This is a genomic window from Flavobacterium frigidimaris, from assembly GCF_002217275.1.
GTDB lineage: Bacteria > Bacteroidota > Bacteroidia > Flavobacteriales > Flavobacteriaceae > Flavobacterium > Flavobacterium aquidurense.
Genome location: NZ_MUGV01000046.1, coordinates 1 through 20,506 on the forward strand (window position 1 = coordinate 1; position 20,506 = coordinate 20,506).

General features: G+C 31.6%; 10 protein-coding genes and 2 tRNA genes. 6 read left to right on the top strand and 6 right to left on the bottom strand.

The window, feature by feature from the left end:
- Positions 1 to 876 precede the first annotated feature (876 nt).
- The 6 genes from B0A65_RS22205 (at position 877) to B0A65_RS22230 (ending at position 16,745) form a co-directional block, all read left to right on the top strand.
- Complete coding sequence (locus tag B0A65_RS22205) at positions 877 to 1,764, top strand: tail fiber protein (protein ID WP_074664159.1); 888 nt, start codon at positions 877 to 879, stop codon at positions 1,762 to 1,764.
- A 10-nt stretch (positions 1,765 to 1,774) separates the two neighbouring features.
- The gene (locus tag B0A65_RS22210) at positions 1,775 to 10,261 is read left to right on the top strand and encodes a LamG-like jellyroll fold domain-containing protein (protein WP_074664157.1); all 8,487 of its coding nucleotides are present in this window, start codon (positions 1,775 to 1,777) and stop codon (positions 10,259 to 10,261) included.
- A 68-nt stretch (positions 10,262 to 10,329) separates the two neighbouring features.
- Positions 10,330 to 11,238, top strand: coding sequence for a hypothetical protein (locus tag B0A65_RS22215; RefSeq protein ID WP_074664156.1), 909 nt, complete (start codon positions 10,330 to 10,332; stop codon positions 11,236 to 11,238).
- A 2-nt stretch (positions 11,239 to 11,240) separates the two neighbouring features.
- The gene (locus B0A65_RS22220; RefSeq protein WP_074664154.1) at positions 11,241 to 11,630 is read left to right on the top strand and encodes a hypothetical protein; all 390 of its coding nucleotides are present in this window, start codon (positions 11,241 to 11,243) and stop codon (positions 11,628 to 11,630) included.
- A 387-nt stretch (positions 11,631 to 12,017) separates the two neighbouring features.
- Positions 12,018 to 13,751 carry a tetratricopeptide repeat protein gene (locus B0A65_RS22225; RefSeq protein ID WP_074664153.1) on the top strand — a complete coding sequence of 578 codons (1,734 nt, stop codon included), beginning with the start codon at positions 12,018 to 12,020 and terminating at the stop codon, positions 13,749 to 13,751.
- 468 nt (positions 13,752 to 14,219) lie between these two features.
- Positions 14,220 to 16,745, top strand: a complete 2,526-nt coding sequence (locus tag B0A65_RS22230) for a mechanosensitive ion channel family protein (protein ID WP_074664152.1) — start codon at positions 14,220 to 14,222, stop codon at positions 16,743 to 16,745.
- 120 nt (positions 16,746 to 16,865) lie between these two features.
- On the opposite strand, the gene B0A65_RS22235 is transcribed toward B0A65_RS22230, so the two are convergent.
- The 6 genes from B0A65_RS22235 to B0A65_RS22255 form a co-directional block, all read right to left on the bottom strand.
- Positions 16,866 to 17,381, bottom strand: a complete 516-nt coding sequence (locus B0A65_RS22235) for a PRC-barrel domain-containing protein (RefSeq protein WP_074664150.1) — start codon at positions 17,379 to 17,381, stop codon at positions 16,866 to 16,868.
- 72 nt (positions 17,382 to 17,453) lie between these two features.
- Entirely contained in the window at positions 17,454 to 17,609 is a 156-nt protein-coding gene (locus B0A65_RS23385) for a hypothetical protein (RefSeq protein ID WP_207556480.1), read from the bottom strand.
- 384 nt (positions 17,610 to 17,993) lie between these two features.
- Positions 17,994 to 18,770 carry a polysaccharide deacetylase family protein gene (locus tag B0A65_RS22240; RefSeq protein WP_074664149.1) on the bottom strand — a complete coding sequence of 259 codons (777 nt, stop codon included), beginning with the start codon at positions 18,768 to 18,770 and terminating at the stop codon, positions 17,994 to 17,996.
- A 355-nt stretch (positions 18,771 to 19,125) separates the two neighbouring features.
- On the bottom strand, positions 19,126 to 20,088 hold the full coding sequence (locus B0A65_RS22245) for a CorA family divalent cation transporter (RefSeq protein ID WP_074664146.1): 963 nt from the start codon (positions 20,086 to 20,088) through the stop codon (positions 19,126 to 19,128).
- A gap of 200 nt (positions 20,089 to 20,288) precedes the next feature.
- Positions 20,289 to 20,374, bottom strand: a tRNA-Leu gene (locus tag B0A65_RS22250).
- A gap of 7 nt (positions 20,375 to 20,381) precedes the next feature.
- Positions 20,382 to 20,454: transfer RNA gene (locus tag B0A65_RS22255), tRNA-Phe, on the bottom strand.
- Positions 20,455 to 20,506: the final 52 nt, after the last annotated feature.

Here is a 20,506-nt window from a genome sequence, read left to right on the forward strand (position 1 = left end):
GCTTATGTTTCAAAGCGGGTGCAAAAGTAGTCAGATTATTAGATTTCACAAGACTTTTTATATTTTTTTTATGCTCTTTTTTAAAAAATTTTCCTAACGTTCTGATAACAGCAAATTTAGATATTAAAATATTTTATTTATTTGACGCTTTTTTCTTACTATATGTATTTTTAAACTAAAACAGTATTTCAAAAAGACTGCTTTCATGAAATTATCAACAACTATAATCTTATTATGAAGAATTTCTAAATGCATTACTCAGAAAAATTCTCGTGTATTGTACTAAATAAAAGAATAACTAATATTCTATAAAAGTTTGAGCGCGAACGTAAAGTTCACTTAAAAGCAAAAGGCCTTTATGATCCTTATTTTTTATTTCAAATTAGTATTATTAAAATAATTGGATCTTATGGCTTTAATTGACATTTATATAAATGGAGTGGATACATTTTTGCCAAAAAGTTAAAGCTGTCAAATTTTTAATATTTATAAATAATTTATCTCCTAAAAAAACTATCTCATCTATAATGGATCATTTGCAAAAGTTAGAGATTAAGCAAAAAGATTAGATAACAAGTTAGAATTTTAAATTCTTATGTCATTAAAGCTGAAACATAACCAAATTTTTAACCCTCCCTCTTATTCAAACTATGAATGACATTTATAATTTGAAATTCTAGATTTTTAATCACCAAATCCAACAAAACAAGCCAACGAATTAATAAACAACAACATAACTCTTTATTTGTCCCTTTTTTGTCCCCTTCCTTTTTGGTCTAATTTATTGTATTTGAAATAATTTCGCCTTTGTTTATTATTAAATATTAAGTAAGGTATTTAAGCACGTAAAATAATTAATTCTTAAAATTATTATCTATGAAATCAAAATTACTATTATCGGCATTTTTTATGTTATGTACAATAACAAAAAATTACGCTCAAACTTCAGTTTCTCAGGCAGGGATTGCTATTCAGGGGATTGCCCGCGATGCTAACAATACAGCTATCGTTAATCAGAGCATCAGCCTTACATTTACTTTGTATTATCTGGACGCTTCAAGTATTGAACAGTCTATTTATAAAATAACAAAAAACTTACCTACCGATGCTTTTGGTGTTTTTTCTGACGTAATAGATCCTACAGCTTCAAACAATAGCCAGTTTGCAAATAACATAGCTTATCTCAGAATAGAAAAAGGACAAGATATTATTTCAGACGAAAAACTTCATCATGTTCCTTATGCTATTGCAGCAAATAATGGTGTTCCTACAGGTTCTATTATGCCATTTATTGGTACTGTTATACCAGACGGATGGGTTTTATGCGATGGAAAAGTTTTGCCATCAAGTGCCAAAGCCCTAATTGCTTTAGTAGGAAATAATGCTCCTAATCTACAAGGTATGTTTTTAAGAGGTACAGGAACTAATACGGTCAATAATCAAGCAGGTCCATCCTTAAAACAAACACAATCTGATAGTTTTAAATCTCATATTCACACTACAACTATTAACGATTCAAAACACAGTCATGGATATGGAGATATCTACCATACTGAAAAGAGTGATAACAAAAATGAATTCCCTACGGTAGTATTACCTTCTGATAGAGGTTCTAATGGAGGTACTGACAATGATAATAAAGGTTTTGAAATGTCAAGGACTACTAGCGCCTCACAAAGTAACATAACCGTAACAGTAAATAATACCGGAGACAACGAAACACGTCCTGTAAATTATGGTGTAAACTATATTATTAAACTGTAAAGCTCTAATTATGAAAAAAATAATAGTAGCATTGGGGCTTTTTTTCCTGACAACAGGACTTTATGCCCAAAATACTAAAGGAGCCAAAATAATACCCGTTTCACAGTCTATTCAAAAGAAAGATATAACTATACAGGTGGGGCTTCCTTTTTTGGGAGAAAATAAAAGTGGTGTAAGGAAAACAAACCCGGCAGATGTTCGTTTTCCTTGGGACGTTCTTTATTTATACAATACATTCTCTGAAGAATCTTTTGATGTATCTAAAGGTTATTATGGAGATAAAATATTAATTACCTGGGATTTAAGAGCAAATACTAACCTTGTAAAAACTATAAAAATATACCGAAGAGTTTATAGCGAGCAAGGCAATAAACCTTACGATTTAGTAGTAGGTCTTTCTCCAACTGAAACAGCATATGAAGACAAATATGTTGATGGTGGCGTTTTATACGAATATAAAGTACAGGCTGAAGGTATCAGTACAATATCAAGCCTTTATAATACTTATATTACAGGCATAGGATATAGAAATCCAACAGCTGTTGTCACTGGTAACGTTAGTTATAAAGGAGGTAACCCCGTAAAGGATGTAACTGTTACAGCAACTCCTAGTGGTAGTGCAATGTCTACAGGTAGCGCATTGAGTGTTCCTGCCTCAGGATTTATAAATATTGAAAATTTGGATACTGAAATTTTAAATTCAATAACTTTTCAGGCGTGGGTAAAACCTCAGACAGCTTACACAAACGATTCCCAACCAGCTATTCGATTATTTAATCTCTCTGGCTTATCGAGTGATAATATTGATGCCACAGTAAAACTAGATCCCATTAATAATACAATAGATATTATTATCGACGGTAATAAATATTCATTGATGAATTACTTTCCTTCTGGGAAATTGAATTCCAGGGGAAATGATTTACTGGTCCCTGTTTCTGATTTTAACAAATCTTTTGTACACTTCTCTATACTACTTAATGATGGTAAAACTCCTTTATTGTACATTAACGGCAGACCAATTACGCAAGCTTACAAAACTGATACAGATAGTAAATTAAAAGGCTCTGACCCTACGTATATTGCTCCTTACTTTAATGTTACCATTCCTACTGGCATTACCCTTCTAGATGGTAAAAAATGGGAAAACGTTAAAGTTGGAGGAGGAAATTCAAGTTACATTGATGAAATAAGAATTTGGAAAACAGCATTAGACGCAACCGTAATAAGAACAGATTATTCGAGGTTTATTAGCGGAAACGATTCTAAAATGTTGACCTATTTAAGAGCCAATGAAAAAGGGGGCGCATACGCTTATGATTTATCACGAAATGGATTTAATTATAACAAAAGGCACGGAAAGCTTTGGAATGCTTCAACACCTGGCTCTGATAAAGTTTTATGGGCTACTGCAGCAGATAATTATCCGACAACATCTCAACTAGGTGTTTTAGGAGTAACCGACAGTAAGGGTAATTATCAAATTAATGCTATACAATATTCTGGTACAGGAGAATCTTATAATATAACTCCTTTATATGGACAGCACAAATTTGAGCCCAGCCAGCAATTGGTTTATTTAGGACAAGGTTCTGAAGTCGTTAACAAAATTGATTTTGTAGATCAATCATCGTTTAGTTTTAAAGGTGTAGTACAATATGACACCCGTGGCGTTTTCCCTTCTTATGTTACTGTTGATAACAAAAGGGATAATAGTAATAAAAACGACTCATGGATTAGTGGAGGAAGTAATATCCTTGATGAGGGATATAACTATTACGAAATTAATGGTGAAAAATATTCTAAGGGATCGTATTGGAAAAATGATGCCACTACTCCTACAGATCAATCAGATGATTATTTAGATAAATATGCCTCTATTTTTTCCGAAGGAGCCAATGTTTATATAGATGGAAATATTGTCCTGGATGCCAATAATTTTCCTGTAGTCACTGATGAAACCGGCTATTTTGATATAAGCGTGCCAATTGGAAAACATTATATTACAGTAAAAAAAGAGGGGCATCAATTTACTTACAGTGGTCGTTTTCCTGCTGCCTCAAGCGAATTCAAAGAGTTTTTTGAAGACTCAAACGAACCTGTTTATTTTGTAGACACCACCAGAGTTACCGTAGTAGGTAAAGTAGTTGGAGGATCTGTAGAATCGACCAAACCTATTGGGTTTGGAGATACTGGTCTTGTGACAAAATTAGTCACCAATTCTGGTGTTACAAAAACTCTTGAAGTTAGTGCTAAGAATAATATTGGTAGCGCCAGTTTTACTCTAGGATACGCTCCGGTTGGCGCCACTGTGACCAATTATACTAAAGCTAACTATACTACTAATACTAAATCAGGAGAATATCGAGTAGCACTAATGCCATTGAAATATAATCTTGCCGCTGAAGATTTAACAATTAAAAGTGCTTCTACTATTTCATTATTAAAATCAGGAACGACAGAGGTATTTGATTTTTCTAAGATACCAGATATAAAAACACCTGAATATACCTATAAAGATGAAAACATCGATAAAACCTTGACAGGAAAACCATATCATTATGAAAAAAGCTTCACTTATCGATCTGTCCCGGAATTAGAAGTAATCGAACAAACTTCTGATATGACTATTGATGCAGGTGAAGGAACATCTATATCTACTACAGGTTTTTCAAATCTTGTGTATTCACAATTTCATCCTTATAAAATTGTCATGAGTCGATTTGAACGTTATATAAATAATGATCCGATAGCCAATAACTTACCAGCGGTTGAAGTAACAGTTCCGGTAACTGATGGGGAATTAATTAAAAATAATAATCTTGCTTTAGCAGATTCTGAAAAAGTTACATCAGAAGGAAATATTTTAACCTATACGTTTAAGGCTGGAATACCTTCAATTACTCCGCCGTTTGTTGTGACAAGCACATTAAAATACAGATTAGACGAAAAAGATTATCCGGTTAAAAACTTTAAAGAAACGGGGATTATTTTTGGAGGAAAAGACGATGGAAGTAAAACTTTTGTAACAAAAGGTCCAAACGTTCCGGATATTATTCTGAGAGACCCTCCAGGTTCAAACAGTTTTGCTTCTATTAAAAAAGGAGAAAGTTTCTCGGTTACAATAGATGGAGCTTTTACAACATCTAACGGGGTAAGTACTGGTTTAAAAAATTCTTTAGGAGTCAAATTTGCTTTTGGTGGTGGCTTATTGGGGCCGGTTACAGAAGTAAAAACTGTTATGGATGTAAATGGGGCAATAGGACTCACCAACTCTTCAGAATTTGGAAATACTTTGACCAAAACCTACACCTTTAATCAAACGATTTCTACAAGTGATGACCCAAATTATGTTGGCGCTGACGGAGATTTGTATATTGGAAATTCAAGTAATTATTTCTACGGTTCTTATGCCGATGTGCAGGCGTCGAAAACTCTTAAAAGTGATGATTCTATTGTATTAACAAATTTTAAAGGTGAGAATGTTTTTGTCAGCAAACAAAAAGCGATGTATTTTGTAGAAGAGCCATCTGAAACATTCTTCATTTATTCGCAAAAGAATATCCTTACCGTTGTCATTCCGGAAATACAGGCTATAATAGATAATATCACTAACGGTGTTATTAAAGAAACTGATCCCGGAGTAAAAAAGAAAATTGATTATGAGAGAGATATTACATTATGGAGAAACATTATTTTAAATAATGAGAGAAGCAAATATGCCGCAATGAACGACCGTAGTACTTATAAGCAAGGATTATTTGATAAAATTAATTCTACATCAGGCCAATTAAACGGACTTTCTGGTTTTAAAGAGATGGTAACCAAAGGTTTTTCTGATAATATTTCATTTGATTCTGGAGTTGGTGAAATTACAAAGAGCGTAGAATCAGGAATAATTAATGGAAGCTCAACAAAATTAACATTCAGCCTTGACGAATCCTTTTCATTAGACATGGGATTCACCATCAATGATACCGGTTGGATTAAAAATGTTTCAGGTAAATTTAACCAGGACCAAAGTAATAACAACACAGAAGAAAATACATCTACCACAGACATTAGTTATACATTAAAAGATAATGATAGTTCTAATTTTTTAAGTGTTGATGTTGTAAATCTCTTTGACGGAAATGGTCCGGTTTTTATTACACAAGGAGGAAAAACATCATGCCCGCATGAAGAAGCTGAACTTTCTCATTTTTATAACAAAGTAAACTATAACCCTACAGCCACTGTACCTGAGGAATTACCAGCTGATAAACGTGAATTATTAAGTTTTGCGACTCAAAAAGTTGAAGTTCCGGTACTTTCTGTAACCGATAACAACGTGAGCAATATTACAGAAACTAAAAAGGCCGAATATGAATTAAAACTTGAAAACAATAGTGCTTCCGGATCTGATGCTGATTACTTATTGGTTATCGATAATACGAGCAATCCAAATAATGCATTAATTAATGTTGAACCAAATGGTACTATTGTACATGTTCCTTATGGCAAACAGGTTATTTATAAATTGACCTTGGGTAAATCTATTTCTGATGTTTATGATTATGAGAACATAAAGGTTCGTTTGCAATCTTTATGTGATGGCGAAAAAGTAAGCTCGTCCGTATTAATTTCGGCTCATTTTCTTCCCTCATGTTCTAGTGTAACACTAAACGCTCCTTTAAACAATTGGGTATATAATAGAGAGAAAGCATACAATACAGATGGTACAACTAAACCATTATCCATAAACATGATGGGATATAGTACTAAATTTAAGAGCTTCAAAAAAATTGATCTGGAATATCGATTAGCGACAAGTCCAAACTGGATTCGTTTACATACTTATTATGGCACGACAAAGTTTTACGATGATGCAGTTGCAAATAATGAAACTGAAATAACATCTATTGGAGCTGCAACGAATTTAGCTTATAATTTTGATATTGCTGCTCTGCAGTTACTCGACGGCAATTATGAGATTAGGGCTCGAAGTACTTGTACAAATGATACAGAGTTTATATCTGATATCATTACTGGAAGAGTAGATTTACACGCACCACAACTCTTTGGTACACCTTTGCCTATTAATGGTATTTTAGGTATCGGAGAGGATTTAAAAGTGAGTTTTAATGAAAATATCTTTTATAATTCTGCAGTAAGTACAATCGAAATAAAAGGACAAACAAATCAATTGCCTATTGATCATAATGTTTCCCTACATTTTGAAGGAACCGACAATACTGCTGTAATTAATAATCCGAAAATTGCTTCAGGAGATTTGACTTTTGAATTTTGGATGAACAATGACACTACGGTTTCTGCCCCTGCTACAATCCTTTCTCAAGAAGGAGGATTAAAAATTGGACTAAGTGCCACTAATACTATTTCGTTTACATTAGGAGATATTATCGCCCAGGGAGCATTAAAAAAAGACAACTTGTTTCATCATTATACATTTACCTATAAAAGTAGTAATGGTGATTATCGAATCTTTGAAGATGATACTGAAATTGCTACTAAAACAGGAAATACCAATACACAATTTACCAATAACAATCCTTTAGTAATTGGAGGAAACACCTTTGCAGGAAACATACATGACCTTCGTTTATGGAATAAAACGGTTACGAGAGAAGAATCGTATGCAAAAATGTACGCTCAACTTATAGGTAATGAGGCTAATTTAATTGGATACTGGCCAATGAACGAAGGTAGAGATAACCTGGCTAAAGATTTGGCAAGATTTAAACATGCAACCGTAAATGCTTCATGGGACATCAAACCAAAAGGAAATTCATATGATTTTAATAACGGACAGTATCTTATTATGGACAACGTCAATTTTGTTCAATTAACTAAAGAAATGGATGCTACAATGGAGTTCTGGGTAAAAACAGATACTACTCAGGAAGCCACTTTATTTTCTAATGGTAAAGGTGATGGTTCTGATATTATACAGAGTAATGGTCTGGCAAATAAATGGTCTGTTGATATAAGTAGTAGTGGCTTGTTACTTTTAAAAAGCGAAGGCGAATCTTATCCCTTAACAACTAAGAGTGTCACCGATAATAATTGGCATCATGTTACTTTATTATTCAATAGAATTGGCTCATTAAGAACTTATGTTGACAAAGAACTTGTTTCTTCAAATCAAATGACAAAAATTGGAGGTTTCTCCGGAAATAAAATTTGGTTGGGTGCCAGAGGCTCAAAAGATTTATCAGGAAAAGAAACTGTTGATCGTACATTCAAAGGTAAGATCGATGAATTCCGTTTGTGGAATACCTTGCGAAATATAGAACAAATTAACAGAGACAGTTATAATGAAGTTGATATCGAAAGCATTGGTCTATTGTTATATGCAAAAATGAATGCCCCAGATCCGGCTACAGCAAATGGCCCAAGGTATTATCATGCAGATACGAATCAAACTGTAGTAGTGAACAACGCAACTTTAAGCAGCGGAAGTTTACATTATTCAAATGATGTTCCTGCAATAAAACCAGAACGCCAGCTTATTAAATTTTTAACAACTAATGTTATTAAAGACAGCGAAATGATTATAGCGCCTGTCGTTACTGACTGGGCATCATTAGAAGGTCAAATATTAGACATTACCGTACACAGAATGTCTGATAATGCTAATAATATGCAACAATCTCCAATTACCTGGACTGCCTATGTTAACCGCAATGAGGTAAGCTGGTTTGCTGACGGATACAATGATATTGTTGATATTGTAAAGTATAGCGAAGAAACAAAAACTTTTGAATTAACACTTGTGAACAAAGGAGGTAAAAGACATCCTTATACGATCAACAATATCCCAAATTGGTTAAATTTAAGCAAAACATCAGGTACAATTGAACCTAATAGTAAAGTAAGCATCACTGCAACAGTGGATAAAGAAATTACTGTTGGGGAATATCTTGAGAATTTGTCTTTGCAAACCGATTTTGGGTACGATCAAAAATTACAGGTAAAGGTAAGAGTATTGGCTCCTGAACCTAACTGGACAGTCGATCCTACTCGCTTTGATTATAGCATGAATATTATTGGAAAAATAAAAGTTGATGGCGTGCTATCAACAGATTCTTATGATAAAATTGCAGCTTTTCACAATGACGAAGTTAGAGGCACTGTCAAGCTTGTATACAATGAATTGTATCGCGAATACTTTGCTTTTTTAACGGTTTATAGCAATACTAATTCTGGAGAAGAACTGAAATTTAAAATCTGGGATGCCTCTCAGGGTAAAATTATGGAAGCCAGTATAGATTCTAATTCAGCGATTACTTTTATGGATAACGATGTATTAGGAACTTTAAGCAAGCCAGGTATATTTAGCAATTCAGGCCTAATAGAACAGGAAATCACTCTAAATAAAGGTTGGTCCTGGGTATCCTTGAATATAAATGATGAAAATTTTTCAAATATTAATAAATTAACTAAAAGTCTAAGTTTAGAAACTTCTAACCGTATCTTAAGTAATTCTCCTGCCCAACTCGAAACTTATTTTAAAGATCAATCAACGCCTTCAAACAGTGGATGGTCTGGTACAATAAGCGCTAATGGAGGACTGTCATCATCAAAAATGTATAAAGTCAATATAACAGATGAGCAGACTTTAAGAATTAAAGGTAAAAGTGTTGACCCTACAAATTGGAGTTTTTTAATCAAAGAAAACTGGAATTGGCTCCCTTATCCTTTGGCTTATAATCAAACTACAAATGAGGCTTTGGCTTACTTTGAGGCAACAGATGGAGATGTAATTAAATCTCAAAATTTATTTGCGATTTATGATCCAATCATTGGATGGAATGGAACTTTAAAATATTTAGAAGCAGGAAAAGGCTACATGATTAAGTCTAAGAACGAGCAGAATTTTAAATATCCGTACTATGCAGGGAATTATTCTAAGTCAGTATCAAAATCAATTTCAATTGGCGAGCAGGAAACTATTAAATCGGAGTTTAAGCAGTATTCGCAAAACATGAATGCAGTTGTTTTACTGCCTAAAGGGTTCAACGAGTTGTTTGTTTACGATTCCAAAGGGCTTTTAAAAGGAGTAGCAACAAATCAAATGGTAAACAATCAAGAACTAAGTTTTATTACCATTTTTGGTGAAAATCCTGAAACATTATCATTCTCTGTGGGCGATGGATTCAGTAAAAAAACAACCACGAAATCATTTGTTTTTAACGAGAATAAAGTGCTTGGAACAATTGCTAATCCTGTTATTTTAGAAGATATCACATATGGTGTTACGATTTATCCAAACCCATTTCAATCGACGTTAGCTATTAGAATTAATGCTAGTAAAAGTCAAGAAGCAAAAATTCAGATTTTCTCATCAACAAGTCAGTTAGTGTTTAGTAAAAATATGAATATTGAACGTGGCGAAAGTGAAATTAAAATTTCTCCAAATGTGGCACAAGGCGTTTACATTATAAAAATTGAAGTTGATGGACAAGTGACAACAACTAAGATAATCAAGAATTAAATAGTCAAATTATTATGCTCCTAAAACAAGTCTGAAAACTCATTTTAGGAGCACATAATCAATTAAATATGAAAAATTATATATATAAGACATTATTACTTTTTTTCATAAGTATAAATGTATTTGGAGAATCTCCAAATTGGTCGGTAAAGGAAAATAATTTTCAATATACCATGTCATTTCAAGGTTTTATTAATGTTGATGGAAAAACGCTATCTAGTGTAAATGATAAAGTGGGTGCCTTCGTAAATGGCGAATGCCGTGGCAGTGCTAACTTACTGTATGTAGCTAGTGAAGATAAGTACATTGTTTATTTAACAGTTTTCGCTAATGTTGACAATGAAATTATTAGTTTTAAAATCTATGATTCTGCAAACAATACCATTAGAAATGTAGCAACCACAAAAGCATTTGAAAACAATAAACATTACGGAAACTTATTCCAATCTTATAGCTTTGCCAGTCCTTCGTTGCGAAACAATGCTGAAATTTTAGATTTTGGATTTAAGAATCTAGCGGTAAAAACTAAAACTATTGCAGGATCTCAAATTACAATCTTCCTTGATAAAGGAATAAATGTTTCGGCGCTAAATGCCTTATTTGAGTTAAGTCCCGGAGCTAAATTATTTGTTGGAACAGTGCAACAAACTGCTGGATCAAATACTATAGATTTTAGTACTCCCATTCAATTTCAAGTACTCTCAGAAGACCAATCAGTTTTAAAACAATGGACTGTAACAGTCAAACTTGGGACAGCACAATTTTACAAGAAAGATGCGGTATGTTACACTGGAGGAGTTATTAAAGTCCTGTACGGCGAAAATAATACAGCCGTAACTTTGACTAAATCGGGACTTCAACTTACCTCGCAAAACATTCTCAATGGCGAAACTATTTTTAGCAATTTAGAGGTAGGAACATACAGCATAAACATAGGTACTATCAACAAAGAGATAATCATTAACCAAAAGCAATAATCATGAGAATCAAACATTATTCTATTTTAGCATTAATTTCGATATTTATTTTTAGTTGTTCACATGATTCAGACTCTACTCCTGTTGCTCCAACAAAAATTTCGTTCGCACATGCTGACGGTTCAATTATTTCTGAAAATGAATGCATAAATCCTAATAGCAAATATGTCATAAAAATAGAAACCAACTCTAAATTTACCAGTAATAAGAAAGTCAAAAAATTAGATTATACCGTCAATGGAACAGTATATAGTATGACACTTTCAAATAACGATATTCAAACTAATCCAATCAACCTTGTAGATGGTGATAATTTCGCCCAAATAGTAGGTAGTGATAGTAAGTGTAACCTAAAATATATCGATCAGGGAGATTTTAAGTTGGTTGAATAAAACCTTGTTTTAGTAAGTAATGTCTAATTATTTCTAATAATTAAATATTGTTTTAATATTTTTTTCCTTCAGCCTACTGAGAGTGCTAAATCAATTGATTCGGCACTCTTTTTTTTTATTTTATAGCCATTTTTTATAATCACTAAAGTAGAGATAATCAACAATTATTCACGAGTTAACAAAAGCATTACTTAAAGTTATTAATTCTTAAATTAATTTCTACAGGACAAACCTACTTTTACTTTCATCATAAACTATTGATTTTCAACAAACATAATTACAAATACTCATTAAAAATATTAAATTATTTAAAACAATATCTTAAGAAAAGTATTCTTTTTTTTTTATTTTTACCATTCCAGACAAACAAAATCCTATGTAAGCCTAATGTTATTTAGAAAATTATATTGCACCCTTATAGTTCTTATTGTATCGCAATTAAATGCACAAAAAAATCAAATAGTTTTTTCTTCTTCTGAAAATAAAATCAAAAAAATAGAAGACCTGGTTCTTCAGGAAAAACCTTTTGATACTGATACCTTAGGTCTAAAAACATTTCTTCAGCCTTTACAAACAAAAGAAAACGGCGTTATTTACGACGCTTTACTTGCCAACGGCTATAGTAACTTTTACAACACATTAAACAAGCAAAGTAAATCCTATTACATTCAATCCCTAAAAAAGGCAGCTTTATTAAAAGATACGTCAATTGAAATTTGGGTGCAACTTAATTATGTAAGCTATCTTTATCATTACAGAGATTATGTAAACATGACACCTCTTTTGATAAAAATAATTGATGGTATATCAAGACTTCCTAAAGATCAAATAATTTTGCCTGGACAATCTTTCAAGAAAATTGGCTGGATTATGCAGACTTTTGGAGATTACAAGGAGGCACTTGAATTCCTAAATCTTGCAAAAAAATACACTCCTAAAAACACTCCTGAATATGCTGAGATCACAGATGCTTTAGGCTTAAATTATTTTAATGTTGGAAATATTAAAACAGCTGAGTTTTATTTAAATCAAGCCCGTGTTTTGGCTAAACAAATTAATGATGAGGTTCGTTATGCAAAAATTTTAGGGAATTTAGCCCTTCTGCAACGACAAAAGGGAGATTTAAAAACGGCAATTTCTCTTTTGAAAGAAGATATTACTATTTCTGAACGAAAAAAAAGCTATCAAAATACAATGTATGCATGTATACTTTTGGCAGAATTGTATTTGGCTGACAATAATCTTGATAAAGCTGAGGAAACACTTAAAAAGGGTGAAAAAATTGCATATTCGCAATCTTATTTTGAAAAATCAGAACTGCAAATTATCAAACTAAAATTAGAAGTTTTAAAAAAACAAAATAAAACCGATAATGAACTAATTCTGAGAAGAAGGATGATTGTTCTTGAAGATTCATTACAAAATAAAGATGGTGATATAGCGATAAGCAAAGCAAACTGGATTCTTGAAAAAACAAAATTTCAGGAAAGCATTAAAAAAACTAAAAATCAGTACAGACGTGAAGTAGCTAAAAAAAATATTTATGCTTACATTACTATTCTGGCTTTTCTATTGGCCTTTTTACTAGTCTTTTTTATTTTAAAAAAATATAAAAAACAATTAAAAACCAGAAAGATTGAGTACAAGCAAAAAGTCTCTTTACAAGAATTAGAAAAAGCAAAAATAGAACAAAAACTAGCTGAAGCTAATAATAATCTGAATGCTCAAGTTGCTTATTTGAAAGATAAAAACATCCAAATCAAGAATTTAAAAGTTGAAATTGATAAGATTAAACAGTCATCATCTTATTATAATCAAAAAGAAACAGGAAAACTAAACACTTTGCTGGAATCACATTTAATGACAGAAAATAATTGGAATAACTTTAAAAGAGAATTTAAAAAAGAACATCCCGAATTTTATAATCGTCTTCAAAGTGATTTTCCTGAAATCACCGATTCGAACATGAGAATATTATTGTTGCAAAAACTAAACTTTAACAACAGTGAAATAGCTGAATTATTAGGCATTACGACCGAAGCTGTTAAAAAATCAAATCAGAGGCTTAAAAAGAAGCTCGGCGAAAAATTTAATATTCTCTTTGAGCACATCTATTTGTAATCAGCCATAGCCAGCCTAAACTCCGCTTGCTTTTTATGGTTCTGTAGAAAGGCTGGAAGGAGCACCAGTAGTTAATGCAATTATTCTAGAATTTCTTACTATTACAGATGCCAAAGAATTTTATAAACAACACTTAGTAAAACCCGCAAATCGTATTATTCGCAGGTTTTTTGCATTTAAGGCAATTTTCAATCTTTATAAAAACAGGGTCAAAAACCTAGAATCATCTAACAATCTATTTTTTAAGCACATACATCAAAAAATATTATTTTTTTTCTTAAATTTGATATGCATCCATTCTATTAATCTCCAATTGAAATAGTAAGAAAATAACATTCTAAATATTTTTTTTATTATTCTAATTCTTCTAATGATTAATAAATAAATTGACACTTTTTAACGTGTACAAATGCGTTTGTAAAATAATAATTCCAAAAAAATTAATGCTATTAAAACGTATCATAGCCCATGTTAAAATCTATATTTCAATATATATACACTACCAAAAACAATACTGACATTAGTGGGAAAGCTATTTTCGTTTTTCTTATTTTAATTTCCTTTTTTTCGGTCAATGCTCAAAGCCTTAAAAAAAATGCGGATACCATCGTTAAAGATATTGGAATCAATAATAAAGTAAGCCATCTTCTACTTGAAAGCAAAGCAGAAAACGAGAAGAAAGAGAGACAGAATAAATACATAAATTACCAAAAAGTCCAAAAACAAAATAGAATCTTCAACTTAATTGAATTAGAAGTTCAAAATGCAAAGTTCCTATTAACAAAAGGATATGCATACAAAGACATTACTGCAGAGATCCATCAATTGAAAGAATGGGAAGAATTTGCAGTTAAGGGCATTGTTGGGAGAAAATTCAGGGTTTTGACCGACAGAAATCTTAGCTCAACTTCCATATTACTTGATGAATTATTAAAACGCACCAGCAATCGCTTAAAAAAAATAAGCATTGAAAACCAACAGCTAAGCAGAACCCAAGAAAAAATTGATTCTCTGGTTGCTGAAAAAAACCTGTATTATGTCCCAATCGATTCTGTTGCCAGGGAAAATTATCGACTGCAATCACTAAAGATGAATACGGATATCAATCTAATCTCTGAAAAATTAAAAAATGCAGTAGATAGTATCCAAACATTGGAAATTATGGGGGACCAATTAAAATTTAAAATTGAGTCGGACATAATTGAAAATGACAGACTGCGAAAATTAGAAGCCGACCAATTATTTACCAAAAAAGTTCCTGTTTTTGAACGCCCTGACATTAAAAAGTTAAGGATTGAAGATCCTTTGGCTTTTTCATTAAAAACAAACTATCTGGTACTGTATTTTTATCTTATAAACAACCGAAATTCTATTCTTCTGATGCTGATTCTAATAATAGGCACAGCGATATTTTTTAAATTGCAAAAGAGTAAATTTCTTGATTTAGGTTATAAAAAAGAAATGTTATTAAATATTTATATTCTAAACAGCCCAATTTCCACAGCCATTTTAGCTGTTCTGAATTTGTACCAATTCGTTCTTCCTATGCCACCGCTTATTTTTTCAATTTTAGCCTGGACAATATCGACTATTTCATTGACCATATTAATGTGGAAATCAATCAATACATTTGTTTGGAAAATCTGGGTAGCAATTTTTTTATTGAATTTAGTTACCTTTTTTGACATTACAATTTTAATTCACTTTGTTGGTGAGTCCTTTTTAATTTTGGGAATTAATTGCTTAGGCATTGCAATAGGCATTTATGCTGTCATTAACAGAGCACAAATTCAAAGAAAAGTATATTTATGGTATATCATTATAGCAACCATTCTTCAATTCTTATCGTTCTATTATTTATTAAATGGGCATTATAATTTAGGTAAATTTCTAATGACAAAAGGAGTTTACACAATTATAGTGATATTCTCTCTGTATAGCACTTTTATTGTAGTCAAGGAAATTAATTTGATCTCTAAAATTTTAGAAGCGGATAATGAAGATGAGCCAAAGAAAACTTTAAATGGTATCTCTCACCAATTTACCTTTGGTTTTTATCTCATTCTATTTGTCTGTTGGGTACTATTAATGATAAGAAACACCTTTACTTTTCAAAGTTTTGTTGATCCTTTCAGAAATACCATATCCGAACCCAGAAGTATTGGAAACGTCACGTTCACGTTTGAAAATATTCTAACATTCTTTGTTGTAATTTTATTGTCCACTTTCCTTTCAAGAGTCGTTTCTTTTTTAGCTTCAGACAATCAAATAATCAAAAATAAAAACAAAACCAAAAATTTTGGAAGCTGGCTATTTTTATCCCGAATAGCTATTGTAACTCTAGGTGTATTAGTTGCTTTCGGGTCAGCAGGTATCCCGCTAGATAAAATAACTTTAATCATTAGTGCCTTGGGAGTTGGTATTGGTTTTGGTATGCAAAGTCTGGTCAACAATCTAATAAGCGGATTAATCATCGCCTTTGAAAAACCAGTGAGCCTGAATGACATTATCGAAGTTGGTACACAATCCGGCACAATGAAATCTATCGGAATTAGAAGTAGCGTGGTCACAACATATGACGGAGCCGATGTAATTATTCCGAACGGAGAATTATTAAACCAAAATCTAACCAATTGGACTCTTGGAAGCAGTAGCCGCAGATCGGAAATCCGAATTGGTGTCGCCTACGGAACTGACTTGGAATTAACAAAAGAATTGCTTCTCGGAATTCTTGAAAAAAACGAAAATGTACTCATTAGACCTCTGCCTAAAATTTGGTTTACAAAATTTGGCGACAGTTCTATTGACTTAGTCATGAAATATTGGATAAGCCATTTTGATTTTGATTTTGACACAAGGAGTGAACTAATAATTGCCATTGACAAAACATTCAAAGAAAACAATATTGTCATACCATTTTCACAACACGATATCCATTTAATAAATAACATCATCGAACCTGAATCCGAAATTGATCCTAATAAAGAATTTTAAATAAACATATCTTCTTTAAGATGCGATGAAACAAATGTTAATTAAATCACTCTGCACATAAAGTGCAGGGTGATTTATACCTTAAATGATGTTTGATGCTAGAGAATATTAGATGAAAAATTACTGTTTGTTATCGAATTCTCTTCGGTTATAAAAAGTATCATCATCACTATAATAACCAGAGTCAGGGTCACTTTCAGGATAATAAGACTTCATTACTCTTCTTTCATAATCCCTGTCAAAATTGACTTGTCTGTCATACCTGCTTGTATTTCTAAATGTATCGTATCCAATACTATTAGCCATAACAATTTTTGTATCTTTATTTATATTGACAGACCCAATTGGTATGATTATATGGCTGTCTCCTTCTTTATAGATAAACTCCCTTCCATTGTCGTTCGCTATCACATCACGCACTTCACTATGATTTTCTTCTAATAATCCTTTATCTAATTTGACATCCAGATAGACAACACGTTGCATATCTTTATTAACCCATAGATTGTCAATTTTTCCTATCGTACGGTTGTCAGCGTCTACTATCTTCCATCCTCTTACGTCAGAATAATTTGAAGCAATTTTATAATTAGATAGTTCATCCAGTCTGTATAAGTTTTTGTCTTTATTTTCCATAATTTTTATAAGATTATATTTTTTACTAACGTTAATAACTGCATTATTTCCGCAGTTTTCCGTTATTATGTCCTATTGCGCAGTTGTAGTGTTTTCGACTTCCACGCCGTTTTCACTGTGAACTTCATGATCCATTACAAAGATGTAGTATACAATTGCTCCGATTATCAGCAGTGCTGCAATCCATGGCCAAATAGGTTTCTTTTTCTCAATTTTAATTTCTGCCATAACTTATTTTTTTGATTATAAAATAGATTTAAAATACAATTAAAGATACAACTGAGAAGAGACTAAAAAGTATTTAATTTCAGGATGATGTTATACAATTCCCAGTACATTCATTTGAATTTTTTTTTTTCATCAAACAAAAAAACAACTCATTTTACAGCGTTTTATTAATACTATAAAAAGGTTGCATTATCTTAGAAAATCTTATACTGATTTAACTTTTATCAAAGGTCCAATAAAATAGGAGTATAAAAATATCTTCCTAAAAAATTAGGGTGTTAAACATTATCGCATCATTCGCGAAAGATAGTGAAGTAAAAAGATTAGATAATTTAATAAATAGGAGTATACATCTTACTCCTCTAAATTGCATACTATTTTGTATTAGTCTGATACAGTTTCCAAATTATCTAAGTCTGATAATTTATAAAATTTCAGTCCATTAAGTTTCATGTATTTGCATATAAACTCTAAAGTTTCAATTCTTGTCTGATAATTTCCAGTCAATTTTCTAACCGGTCTATGGCTACATAAAATCAATATCTTATTCTTCTTTTTTGCATAGTCTAATAATTCTAAAAGATAAGGAATACTAAAATGTATATGGCTATCATCGATATCAAAAGCGTAAAGAAATTTAGAATTTCTAAAATAGCACCCTTCCTTTTCAGGTACATCTCCACAAAAAGCTCTTCCTCTAATAACTTTATATTTTGGTGCCAATGTTTCATCAAGCGCATCAGACCGTTCACCGTAAGGATATGCAAACGACGTCACATTAAAGGATAATCTTTTCATGGAAGCCGTCATAGGATCTATTTCCTGTTTCATGTATTCGTTAATTCCATTTGCTGCTACATATTTGACAGCATTATAATGGTGATATCCGTGACCCGCAATTTCTTGGCCTCCCTTTTGCAATTCAATTAGTTTTTTGATTTGTGGTGTACCAATAGAATCAATTCTGCAAACACAAAAAGTAGCTTTCCAATTGTATTTTTTTAAAGCTTTATCTGCATCAAACCATTCATCTACATAAGCATCATCAAAAGAAATCACTACCCCAGCTTGATATGGTTTAGTTTTTTTTACTTTATTTTCGCAAGAAACTAAAGTGAAAAATGAGGATACCAGTAAAATTTTAAAAAAAGATGCTTTCATTGATTACTTTGTTTCATTAAAGAATAAAATCGATATTCAAATATAATCTATTTTACTTCTTTGTTTTTATTCGCTTTTTAAAGAATCCCAGATAGTTTTATAATATTAAAAACGAGCCAAATCTCTGCTGGCTTTCCAGACAATCCACCAAAATGGAATAGATATCTTTTGCTAAAAAAATAAGACAGGAAATTTTACAAAAAATCTCTTTAAAAAAAAATTGAAATAATACGCCAAAACATAGGGTTCGAATATTTCTAGATATAATTTAATGAATTTTTAATTTGGATATTTTATCGCTTAATAAAAAATATCTTTATACTTTAAAATTTTAAAAGTGAACACTTTTTTTGTTTTAATTCAGCCACTTTTTACGTTTAAACCAGATCAAAGGTCCAACAAAACAGGCAACTATTAAAGTGATGGCAAAAGCATATCCATATTTCCAATCCAATTCAGGCATATTCTCAAAATTCATCCCATAAATTCCGGCAACAAGCATTGGCAATGAAATACACATTGTAATAATAGTCAGCGTTTTAAATATTTTATTTTGTTGCAAATCTATTCTTGTTGATACATAATCCTTAAGATCCTCTAATCGTTCAAAGTTATTCTGAACATATTCATTTATTACAGTTAAATCCGTTAGTTCCATCAAAATTGCCTCTTTAACTTCTAATTGCAACTTATCACTTTTTCTGAGTAAAAGTAAAATTCGTCTAAATTCATTCAAAGATTCTTTCACTATAAAATTATTAAACTTTAAAGCCGTAATTTCATTTAATCCCTGCTCTGAAAAATCATTCTCTTTTTGCAATCTCAAATAGATTGTTTTAATATTCTTTGAGATAATTTCCGTTAAATCTGCAAAGTAATCCGGTACAATCCCAATCATCATTTGGAGAAATGAATCAATTGTAAAAGGACGATTTTTGGTTTTATCAAAATGTTCCTGTTTTTTATTTTCAGGAATAAATTTTTCAAAATTAATGTCCATGAAAGAAAGCATAATTTTTTCCTTGAGAATAAAAGACACAATCACTTCTTCAATTTTATTGTGAGAAGAAAAATAAGGAAATGAAAAATTAAAAGCCAATTGATCTTCTTTTTCCAGATAATGAGAACTTATTTCGATGTCCTCACTATTATCGAGTATAGCAGCATCAATACTAAAGAGTTTTTCAAAAACCGGAATGTCTTTTTTAGCATAGTTTATAATTTGGACACTATTTATGCCCTGTAGATCTTTAGGTATTTCATCAATACTGTTTACTTTCGTAATATTTCTGTTGGTATCTAAAAGTTCAATAGTCATGATGAAGTTTTTTTTGCTTTAGCGTATTTGAACAACTTTACTAGTGCAAGTATGGAACTAAGTTAAATCCAATATTCGGATTAGCCAATAAACTATCTTAAAATTAAAAACTTTTCGATTTTTCATAAAATTTATTAGTAAAACCTTTTATTTCGGCCAAAAAAAAAACTTCAATTAGCATAGCCAATTGAAGTTTTTAGTACTCAGAGCGGGACTTGAACCCGCACGAACATTGCTGTTCACTGGATTTTAAGTCCAGCGTGTCTACCAATTTCACCATCCGAGCATTATAGTGGTACCTCCAGGGATCGAACCAGGGACACATGGATTTTCAGTCCATTGCTCTACCATCTGAGCTAAGGTACCTTTATATTCAGATATTATCTGAAAATAAGAATAAAAAACCCTGTTTCGTTAG